The sequence below is a fragment of the Rubrivirga sp. genome (assembly GCF_049648075.1).
Classification (GTDB): Bacteria; Bacteroidota; Rhodothermia; order Rhodothermales; family Rubricoccaceae; genus Rubrivirga.
In genome coordinates, this window is the sequence record NZ_JBARYR010000067.1 from 1 (window position 1) to 10514 (window position 10514).

The 10514-nt window shown below is 65.7% G+C and carries 9 protein-coding genes and 1 pseudogene; all 10 read left to right on the top strand.

Annotation, left to right across the window (positions count from 1 at the left end; genetic code table 11):
• The coding region (locus tag WBA11_RS01935; protein WP_424519043.1) for a sterol desaturase family protein at positions 1-590 on the top strand (590 nt) is incomplete at its 5' end.
• A gap of 116 nt (positions 591-706) precedes the next feature.
• The gene (gene gyrB, locus WBA11_RS01940) at positions 707-2749 is read left to right on the top strand and encodes a DNA topoisomerase (ATP-hydrolyzing) subunit B (protein ID WP_424519044.1); all 2043 of its coding nucleotides are present in this window, start codon (positions 707-709) and stop codon (positions 2747-2749) included.
• Positions 2750-2788: 39 nt separating this feature from the next.
• Complete coding sequence (locus WBA11_RS01945; RefSeq protein WP_424519045.1) at positions 2789-3334, top strand: Uma2 family endonuclease; 546 nt, start codon at positions 2789-2791, stop codon at positions 3332-3334.
• A gap of 46 nt (positions 3335-3380) precedes the next feature.
• Entirely contained in the window at positions 3381-4358 is a 978-nt protein-coding gene (locus WBA11_RS01950; RefSeq protein ID WP_424519046.1) for a glycosyltransferase family 2 protein, read from the top strand.
• Positions 4359-5489, top strand: coding sequence for a glycosyltransferase (locus WBA11_RS01955; RefSeq protein WP_424519047.1), 1131 nt, complete (start codon positions 4359-4361; stop codon positions 5487-5489).
• Positions 5490-5626: 137 nt separating this feature from the next.
• A complete protein-coding gene (locus WBA11_RS01960) occupies positions 5627-6505 on the top strand; it encodes a class I SAM-dependent methyltransferase (RefSeq protein WP_424519048.1) in 879 nt (292 codons plus the stop codon).
• A gap of 238 nt (positions 6506-6743) precedes the next feature.
• Positions 6744-8498 carry a CTP synthase gene (locus tag WBA11_RS01965; protein WP_424519049.1) on the top strand — a complete coding sequence of 585 codons (1755 nt, stop codon included), beginning with the start codon at positions 6744-6746 and terminating at the stop codon, positions 8496-8498.
• Positions 8499-8675: 177 nt separating this feature from the next.
• Positions 8676-9173: an NUDIX domain-containing protein gene (locus WBA11_RS01970; RefSeq protein ID WP_424519050.1), complete on the top strand. Its 498-nt coding sequence runs from the start codon at positions 8676-8678 to the stop codon at positions 9171-9173.
• Positions 9170-10348 (top strand): hypothetical protein, encoded by a 1179-nt coding sequence (locus WBA11_RS01975; RefSeq protein ID WP_424519051.1) that lies wholly within the window; start codon positions 9170-9172, stop codon positions 10346-10348. The genes WBA11_RS01970 and WBA11_RS01975 overlap by 4 nt, the downstream gene beginning before the upstream one ends.
• A pseudogene (locus WBA11_RS01980) lies at positions 10335-10514 on the top strand (hypothetical protein); the annotation flags it as partial. The gene WBA11_RS01975 and the pseudogene WBA11_RS01980, both read left to right, overlap by 14 nt.

Consider the following 10514-nt stretch of genomic DNA (forward strand, 5'->3'; position numbering starts at 1 on the left):
ATCTGCCGCTCTGGGTACGCATCGTCGCGGCATTCCTGCTCATCGACGTCTGGATGTACGCGTGGCACCGCTTGAACCACCGCGTGCCGTTCCTGTGGCGTTTGCACCGCGTCCATCACTCGGATGCTCAGATGGACGTCACGACGGCGAGCCGCTTTCACACGGGTGAGATCGTGCTGTCCTCGATCCTGCGCATCGGCGTGATCGCTGCGCTCGGTGTGAGCGCCTGGGAGCTGGTGCTGTACGAGACCGCCATGTTCGCGGTCGTCCAGTTTCATCACTCCAACCTGGGCGTGTCGCCCGGCCTCGATCGGGCGCTACGGGCTGTGATCGCGACGCCAGCGATGCACAAGGTCCATCACAGCCGTTGGCAGCCCGAAACGGACTCGAACTACGGGTCGCTGTTCTCGTGGTGGGACCGCCTATTCAACAGCTTCCGAATGCGTGTCGACGTGTCGACGATCCGCCTCGGCCTCGATGGCTTCGATACGCCCGAGCACGAGTCGCTTCGAGGTCTCGTGGCGATGCCCGCCGCCCCGCTCGACGGCCTCGAGGACGATGCTAGAAACCGACCGCCGGAAGGGGAATAGTCCGGGGCTCGGGACGTTCTAAAACCTGAGCAAAAGATACCGTCCGGCCGTATTTTGGACCGATTGACGCGACGGCAGAATCTGGCCTCGAGGCCGATCCCCGACTCCCACAGTATATGTCTGAATTGACTGGTCCCGACAAACCGTACGAGAACCTGACCACGCCCGACGGTGAGACGCCAACGCCGCCCGCCAACGCGCTCGCGGTGCCTCCCGGAGGCGACGGCGCGCCGATCGTCAAGGAGTACGGCGCCGGTAACATCCAAGTCCTCGAAGGCTTGGAGGCCGTCCGCAAGCGCCCCGCCATGTACATCGGCGACGTGGGCGTCCGTGGGCTTCACCACCTGGTGTACGAGGTCGTCGACAACTCGATCGACGAGGCCCTAGCCGGTTACTGCGACCACATCGAGGTCGTGATCCATGAGGACAACTCGATCTCGGTGACCGACGACGGCCGCGGCATCCCAGTCGCGATGCACCCGACGGAGGGGAAACCGGCCGTCGAAGTCGTGATGACGGTCTTGCACGCGGGCGGCAAGTTCGACAAGGACACGTACAAGGTGTCGGGCGGGCTCCACGGCGTCGGCGTGTCGTGTGTGAACGCGCTGTCGGACCGGCTCGATGTCAAGGTCCGCCGCGACGGCGGCGTCTTTAAGATGGCGTTCGAGAAGGGCGACACCGTTGAGGAGCTGACTCGCGTCCGCGATATGGAGGAGGGTGAGGAGACGGGCACGACCGTCACGTTCACGCCCGACAAGGGCATCTTCTTCGACCGCGTTTATCGGTTCGACACCTTGGCCTCGAGGATGCGCGAGCTAGCGTATCTCAACAAGGGCATCACGATCTCGCTCTCTGACGAGCGCGAGGACGACGACGAGCTCCGCACCGAGGTCTACCACTCGGAAGGCGGGCTCATCGAGTTCGTGGAGTACCTCGACGAGGCGCGCGAGTCGCTTTTCGAGGGCGGCATCTTGATCGAGGACGAGGACGCCGACGTCCCGGTCGAGCTCGCGATGCTCTACAACACGGGGTATCAGGAGAACGTCCTGTCGTTCGTCAACAACATCAACACGCACGAGGGAGGAACGCACGTCTCTGGCTTCCGCCGCGCCCTGACCCGGACGCTCAAGGGCTACGCCGACAAAAACGACCTGCTCAAAAAGGCCAAGGTCAACCTGTCCGGTGACGACTTCCGCGAGGGGCTGACGGCTGTTCTTAGCGTCAAGGTGCAGGAGCCGCAGTTCGAGGGCCAGACCAAGACCAAGCTGGGCAACGGCGAGGTCCAGGGCGCGGTCGAGAGCCTGGTCGGGCAGAAGCTGTCCGAGTGGCTCGAAGACCACCCGCGCGAGGCAAAGACGATCATACAAAAGGTGATCTTGAGCGCTCAGGCTCGGTCCGCGGCTCGGCGCGCGCGTGAACTCGTCCAGCGCAAAAGTGCGTTCGGCGGCGGTGGCCTGCCGGGCAAACTGGCGGACTGCGCCTCGAAAGACCCGAGCGAGTCCGAGTTGTACCTCGTCGAGGGCGACTCGGCCGGTGGCAGCGCCAAGCAAGCGCGCGACCGGCATTTCCAGGCCATCCTGCCGCTCCGTGGCAAGATCCTGAACGTCGAGAAGGCCCGACTCGACAAGATCTTGGACAACGAGGAGATCAAGAACATGGTCACCGCGCTCGGCGTCCAGATCGCTGCCGGCGCGGACGAGTTCTCGGACGAGAAGCTCCGCTACCACAAAATCGTCCTGATGACGGACGCCGACGTGGACGGAGCCCACATCCGAACGCTGCTCTTGACGTTCATCTACCGCTACCTGCGACCTCTCCTCGAAGCCGGGTACATCTACATCGCGCTTCCGCCGCTCTACCGAGCCAAGAAGGGCAAGAAGGAGGTGTACTGCTGGAACGACCAGCAACTCGAGAAGGCCATCGCTGACTTCGGCGGGGCGGCCGGTGTGGGGGTCCAGCGGTACAAGGGACTCGGCGAGATGAACCCGGAGCAGCTGTGGTCGACGACGATGGACCCGGACCACCGGATGCTCCAGATCGTGACCATCGACGACGCGGCGGCGGCGGACAAGACGTTCTCGACCTTGATGGGCGACGCCGTCGAGCCGCGGCGCAAGTTCATCGAGCGCAACGCCAAGTACGCGACCATCGACACCTAAGCCTTTCGCTCCGGCCTCGAGGTCGGGGCGACTCCCGCCATGTCAGAGCCTACGGTCCTCGAGTCTGGTGCTGCGTCCGGAATGTCGGGTTGGGCGTACGACGCGCCGCTAACGTGGGCTCAGGTGTGTGAGGACCCCACGCTCGACGGACTGCCGTACCGGATCGAGCTCGACCGATATGGTCGTCTGCTTATGAGTCCGGTCTCCACTCGTCACAGCCGCCTGCAGGGCCGAGTTGCTCGTCTCCTCGAGGACTCACTCGGCGGGGAGGCCTTCCCGGAGTGTGCGATCAAGACCTCGGAAGGGATTCGGTCGCCGGACGTTGTCTGGATGTCGGAGGCCTTCGCAACGTCGATCGAGGACGGAGCGATCGCCCTCTCGCGAGCTCCTGAGATCTGCGTCGAGGTCCAGTCGCCCTCGAATCCGTGGGCGGAGATGGAGGAGAAGGTGACGCTCTATCTCGCGAAGGGCGCCCACGAGGTGTGGATCTGCGAGCCGGACGGCCGGATGCGGTTCTTCGGTCACGAAGGCGAGCGCGAGACGTCCGAGCTAATGGAAGACGCGCCCTCGAGGGTGACCTTGTGACTCGTCCTCGAGGTCGAAAGCAGGAGACCTCGCTAGGTTGACATTCATGCGTCCCGATCTCTCCGTCGTCGTCCCGGTCTACAACGAGGCCGAGAGCCTGCCTGCACTGGCAGACGAGATCCGGTCCGCCCTCGAGGGCGCGGGCTTGACCTTCGAGGTCTGGTTCGTCGACGACGGATCGAGCGACACTTCGTGGGACGTCGCCACTGGAATACATCGTCAGGACGAGCGGTTTGCGGGTGTTCGGTTCCGCCGCAACTACGGAAAGAGTGCGGCGCTCGCGGCGGGGTTTAAGCGCTCGACCGGCCGCTACGTCGCTACCCTCGACGCTGATCTACAGGACGATCCGGCCGAACTGCCTCAGATGGTCGCCACCCTCGAGGGCGGCGCGGACTTGGTCAGTGGGTGGAAGCGGAAGCGGAACGACCCGTGGGAAAAGCGGCTGCCGTCGAAGTTCTTCAACCGCGTTACGCGCTGGATGTCGGGGATCAAGCTGAACGACTTCAACTCCGGCATCAAGTGCTACCGCCGCGAGGTGGTCGAGAGCGTTCGCATCTACGGTGAGATGCACCGCTACATCCCGCTCCTGGCGAAGTGGGAGGGCTACGACCGGATCGAGGAGCAGGTCGTGAACCACCGCGAACGGGTCCACGGCGTGACCAAGTTTGGCTTGGAGCGCTACCTCCGCGGCTTCCTCGACCTGATCACCGTCACCTTTCTGACGCGGTTCGCGCGTCGTCCGATGACCTTCTTCGGCGGCTTGGGCACGGTCAGCTTCCTGTCCGGACTCGCGATCCTGGTCTACCTGACCGTCGTGAAGCTGGCCTACGGCCAGGGAATCGGCGACCGGCCGCTTCTGATCTTCGGCGTCATGCTGATCCTTCTGGGTGCGCAATCGTTCTTGGCGGGCCTCCTGGGCGAGATGATCGTCCGGCCCGAGGTTGAGGACGCCGCGCGGTACGACGTCGTCGAAGAGTCCGAACCGTCCTCGAGGACGGAGACGCGACAGCGGGTCGAGGCCTAGGTGGCCCGGATCGCGCTCGTCGGTCCGTCGTGGCCCTACCGTGGCGGCATCGCCCACTTCCAGACGGGGATGCAGCGCGCCCTCGAGGGCGCCGGCCACGACGTGAGTGCGGTGACGTTTCGGCGCCAGTACCCAGAGTTGCTGTTTCCCGGAACGACGCAGTTCGACCCTGGGCCGCCGCCTCGCGGCCTCGAGCCTGCCGCGCAACTCTTGGACTCGGTCAACCCACTGAGCTGGCCGGCGGCCGCTCGATTCGTCGCGGAGCGTGCGGACGTCGCAGTGCTGTCCTACTGGATGCCGTTCCTCGGCCCTGCCATCGGCACCGTAGCGCGGGGGCTCCGGAAGCGCGGCGTCACGACGCTGGCCGTCGTCCACAACGCGATTCCGCACGAGCGGAAGCCCGGCGACCTCGCCCTCGGCCGCTACGCCCTGCGCGACCTCGATGGGGCGATCGCGCTGAGCGAATCCGTCGAGGCGGATCTCAAGACGCTCGGCCTCGAGGCCCCGATTCACCGGATCGAGCACCCAGTGTATAGCGGTTTCGGAGACTCCGTCCCGAAAGCGAAGGCGCGCACACTCCTCGGCCTCGAGGCCGACGCACCCGTCTTCCTGTTCTTCGGCTTCATTCGCCGCTACAAAGGACTCCACGTGCTTCTCGAGGCGTGGGCGAACGTCCGGCGCCGACTGCCCGCCGCGCAGCTCGTGATCGCAGGCGAGTTCTACGCCGACGAGGCCGAGACGCGAGCGACCGTCGCCGACCTCGAGGGCGTCCGCCTCGAGGCCGACTACATCCCGGACAGCCGCGTCCCGCTCTATTTCGGCGCCGCCGACGTCGTCGTGCAGCCCTACGTCTCTGCGACGCAGAGCGGAGTCGCCCAGATCGCGTTTCACTTTGGTCGCCCAGTGATTACGTCGGACGTAGGCGGTCTAGCGGAGATCATCGGCGACGACGCGGGCTTGGTCGTCCCGCCCGACGACGCTTCCGCCCTCGAGGACGCGATGGTCCGGTTTGTCGAGGACGACCTCGAGGCCGAGTTGTCGCGAGGCGTCGAGCGACAGCGGGACCGGTTCTCGTGGGACCGACTCGTCGACGCCGTCGAGGGCTTGGCTGGAGTCGGGCAGGAGGGATAGGAGGAGGGGTCATGGCAAGCCCACCGAGACGCGTCCTCGAGGGCGAGAAGTTGGGATGCGCGTCTCGCGCCCCGTTCCCTGTGCCTTCAACCTCGACCTCGAGGTCGGGTACCTTCCAGCACTCCCGCACACGACCCGTGGATTACGACCCTGTCAAAGACCGCCTGGGCAGCTTCTTCTGGAAGACTCCAACCCGTACGAAGGCGTTCTACCGCATCCTCGACGCCGTTTTCCTGAGGTCGTGGTACGTCCGCCGGGCGCTGCGTCGCGAGATCGAGAGCAAGGGCTCGGGACCCCTCCGGGTCCTCGATGCAGGGACCGGCTTCGGACAGTACGCCTACTGGCTCGTCGACACGTTTCCCAATGTCGAGGTCACCGCCGTCGACATCAAGGACGACTACCTCGAGCGCGCCCAGACGTTCATGGCGCAGACGCCGTACGCATCGCGCGTCGCGTTCGAAAAGGCCGACCTGACGCTGCCGCTCGAGTACCTCGACACGTTCGACCTGGCGCTGTCGGTCGACGTGATGGAGCACATCGAGGACGACCGGGCGGTGTTTCGCAACGTGCTCGCGGCGCTCAAGGATGGCGGCTCGTTCATCGTCAACACGCCGAGCGACCAAGGGGGGAGCGGCGTGACCGAGGAAGGGGAGGAGAGCTTTATCGGCGAGCACGTCCGCGATGGCTACCCGCTGGTCGAGCTGGTCGAAAAGCTCGAGACGGCCGGCCTCGAGGTCACGGACACCGACTACGCGTACGGGCCGGTCGGGTCGGTCGCGTGGCGTCTGTTGGTCAAGTGGCCGATCCAGATGCTCTCGACCAGCAAGTGGCTGACGCCTCTCGTCGCCGCCTACTACCTACCCGCCGGGCCGGTCGGCCTGGCGCTCAACGCCGTCGACCTCAGCCAAGAGAACGAGACCGGAACGGGGTTGCTGGTCACCTCGAAGAAGCCCCACGGCGACCTCGAGGTCGGAGATGGTCTGAGCCTCGACGTCCCCGCCCTCGAGGTCGCGTAGCGAGACGGTTCTGTCGAGGACATCCCACCCGCTGTTGCTGGAGCCCCCTCAAGTGGGCGAGTCGGCTCCGTTCTCGAAGGCCGTTCCGGCCCTACGGTCGGTCGCGGCCTCGAGGACGAGGCGAATCTGTGCGACGACGCCCTCGAGGTCGCGTGAACTCGGCAGGATCGTGGTGGAAACAGAGCGCTCCCGCCAAGGCGCTCCCGTAGCTTGCTGAGCGAGCATTCACCCCGCCTCGATGCCCGCCGACCCCGCCGACGTCAAGTTCATCTTTGTGACCGGCGGCGTAACGTCGTCGCTCGGCAAGGGAATCGTGTCCGCCAGCCTGGGGCGGCTGTTGGAGGCCCGAGGACTGCGCGTTACGATCCAGAAGTTCGACCCGTACATCAACGTCGACGCGGGGACGATGAACCCGTACGAGCACGGCGAGGTCTACGTCACTGATGACGGCGCTGAGACCGACCTCGACCTGGGCCACTACGAGCGCTACCTCGGCGTGCCGATGTCGCAGGCCAACAACGTGACGACGGGCCGCGTCTACTCCGGCGTGATCGCGAAAGAGCGAGCAGGCGCCTACCTCGGCAAAACGGTCCAGGTCGTACCCCACGTGATCGACGAGATCAAAGGCTGGATGCGTCGGCTGGCTGAAACGGGTGATTACGATATCATCATCACTGAGGTCGGTGGGACGGCGGGTGACATCGAGAGCTTGCCCTACCTCGAGGCGATCCGCCAGCTGTCGCTCGAGGAGGGCCGGACGAACACAGCGCTCATCCACCTGACGCTAGTCCCCTACCTCGCCGCCGCCGGCGAACTCAAGACGAAGCCGACCCAGCACTCGGTCAAGACGCTGCAGAGCTACGGGCTCCAGCCCGACGTCTTGGTCTGCCGCACCGAGCACCCGCTGCCCGAAGACGTCCGCGCCAAGATTGCCCTGTTCTGCAACGTCGGCCCGGAAGCGGTCGTCGAGAGCCGCGACGCGGAGTCGATCTACGAGGTCCCACTCCTGCTCCGCGAGCAACGGTTCGACGAGGTCGTCCTCGAGCGTCTCGGCCTCGAGGACGCGCTTGGGAAGGATCCGACGGCCGGCTTGGAGCCGTGGGTGGACTTCTTGCGGCGGCTCAAGAACCCGGACGGCGAGGTGACGATTGCGCTCGTCGGCAAGTACGTCGAGCACCAAGACGCGTACAAGTCGATCTCGGAGAGCTTCCTGTTGGCCGGCGCCCGAAACGGCGTGCAGGTGGACGTCCGCGCCGTCCTGTCCGATGACGTTACCTCCGACAACGTGGCATCCGCCCTCGAGGACGTCTCCGGCGTGTTGGTCGCACCCGGCTTCGGCGACCGCGGCGTCGACGGCAAGATCGAGGCCGTCCGCTGGGCTCGCGAGAACGGCATCCCGTTCCTCGGCATCTGCCTGGGGATGCAGGTCGCGACCGTCGAGTTCGCGCGCCACGTCGCCGGCCTCGAGGGCGCCCACTCGACCGAGTTCGACGCGGACAACCCGTTCCCGGTCATCTCGATGATGGCCGAGCAGAAGACGGTGACCGATAAGGGCGGCACGATGCGACTCGGCGCGTACACGTGCGCGCTCACCGAGGGCACGCTGGCGCGCGAGGTCTACGGCGCTGACACGGTCCAAGAGCGCCACCGTCACCGCTTCGAGGTCAACAACGACTTGCGCTACAAACTCCGTGAGGCGGGCCTGGTGTTCTCGGGCGTTAACCCGGACCGCGATCTCGTGGAGATCGTCGAACTCCCGCGTCCCGTCGAGGGCGACGGCGCGGTCGCGGGACCGACACACCCGTGGTTCGTCGGCGTCCAGTTCCACCCAGAGTACCGGTCGCGCGTAATCGAGCCGCACCCTCTGTTCGTCCAGTTCGTCGCCGCCGCCGTCGAGCACGCGCGGTCGGCCGGGACGCTCACGGAGCCGACCGGTCCGAGCCGTCCTCGGCGCGTCCGTCGTGCGACCGCTCGCGTGCTGGCGAAGGAGTAATCTCGAGGTCGATTGCGGCAGGAGGAAGGGGCCGCCCTCGAGGTCGCATGCTCGGAGCGGAGGCGCGTCCTCGAGGTCGGAATCCCGAGTAGGCGCACATCTGCGACGTGGCCCCAGGGCCATCTTTTTGCACCTCTGCACCTCTGCACCTCTGCACCTCTGCACCTCTGCACCTCCGTGCCTCACGTCCCCGCTGTTTACGAAGGTCACGTCCGCGTCCGCGTCGGCGCGCTGATCTTCGACGATCCTGTGGCGCCGTCCTCGATGTTGCTCGCGGAGCACGCCGGGATCTGGGAGGACCAGCCGTTCTGGACGATGCCGGGCGGGGGCGTCGAGTTCGGCGAGTCCCTCGAGGACGCGCTTATCCGCGAGGTGACGGAGGAAACGAGTGTTGACATCGAGGTCGGGCCGATGCGGTACGTCCTCGATTTCGTGCGGCCGCCGCTCCACGCGGTGTCGTTCTACGCCGTCTGCACGGCCCGCGACCTCGAGGTCGCCATGCTCGGGCGGGACCCTGAGCTGGGCGACGACCAGATCCTGCGCAGCCTGCGGATGGTGCCGCTCGGAGAACTGACCGAACTGACGGTCTACCCCGAGCCTCTCGCCGCGCGGCTCGCCCGCGACCTCGAGGACGGCTTCCCAGACGGACTCGTGTATCTCGGTACAGCGCGATGATGAATCTCGTCAGCCCGTCAGAGCGCTGGAGCCGGATTGCTGGTTGGGCCGTTGCCGCTCTGGCCGTCGGTGCCCTGTCATATATCGCGGGTGTCGACCTCGAGGACGGAGCGCGCGCCCGAATGGTGCGCTACATCGGGATCCTAGTCTCGGCGGTCATGGCCATCGGCGTCACGCACGTGCTGTTCCCAGACCCGAGGCGCCGCGCACTCCAGGTCGTGAACGCGTCGCCGTCGCGGCTCCGTCGGCGTCAAGTAAGACGTTGGGCTCCAATCCCACTGATTTTGTCGATTCCCGCGCTCGTAATTGGGAAAGGCTGGATAATCCTCGAGGGCGCCTTCGCCACCATCGTTGTAGGGTGGGTGGCGTTTGTGGGTGCGAGCGAACTCGGACCTCAAGTTCGCAAGTGGGAGTCTCTAAAAGGAGGTAGATGGTACCGTGCGCTCTACTCATGGGCACCGCCATTGCGGTTTTTGGTGCCGGATCCACTCGTTCCGGGCATCCTGTTGACCGGGCAGATATTCCTGGTCGGTAGCGGACTCGCGATCGTCGGACAGGTCGGGGGCACTACAGCCGTCTTGGCCGTGGCGATCGTGGCGACGGCCCGAGTCATCAGCGTTCCGTTCGACCGCGCGTTTTGGATGTCCAACGCGGTTTGGGCAGACGCTTTCCGTCAGACAGACTCTGCTGACGCACGCGATCCCGTCGCTCACGACTCGGTCTACTGGGCTCCTGCGAGCTTCCGCCCGTCGGTGTGGGCTGGGCTCGTCAGCCTCGACCGCCGTTTCCCACTCGGCCGTGTCGCAGCTCTCGGTCTGGCATTGATCGCGGTCGCCCACCTTGCTGGATTGTCGGCCGGTGTACGCTTCGCGTCCGTCGCCCTGTACATCGTGGTCCTCAACGGCGCCGTTGTGCTGACCGCCCTCGAGGACGTGATCCCCGGCGCCCTCGAGGTCCGACTCGGGGGGCCAGCGCGGTGGACCGCCGCCCGCTTTCTAATGAACGCCCGCTGGCTCCCTCCGCTCCTGGTCATTCGGCTGCTTCTCGTTTGGTTAGCAGACCTGCCGTGGGGGACGTTGGTGGTGTGGGCAGCCGTTGACCTGGCCGTCGCCGTGCTGAGCGCCGTACTCGTGACCTTTATCGCTCGTCTCCGGTTTCGCCGTGCTCTCGCCTAGTCTCGCTTCGTTTCTCGCCCTCGAGGCCAACCGGACGTCCGTCCTCGAGGTCGAGGACGTCACCAAGCGCTACCTGTTCGGGCCGTTCGTGCTACGCGACCTGTCGCACCGGTTCGAGCCGGGCACCGCAACGGGATTGGTCGGCCCCAATGGCTCAGGAAAGTCG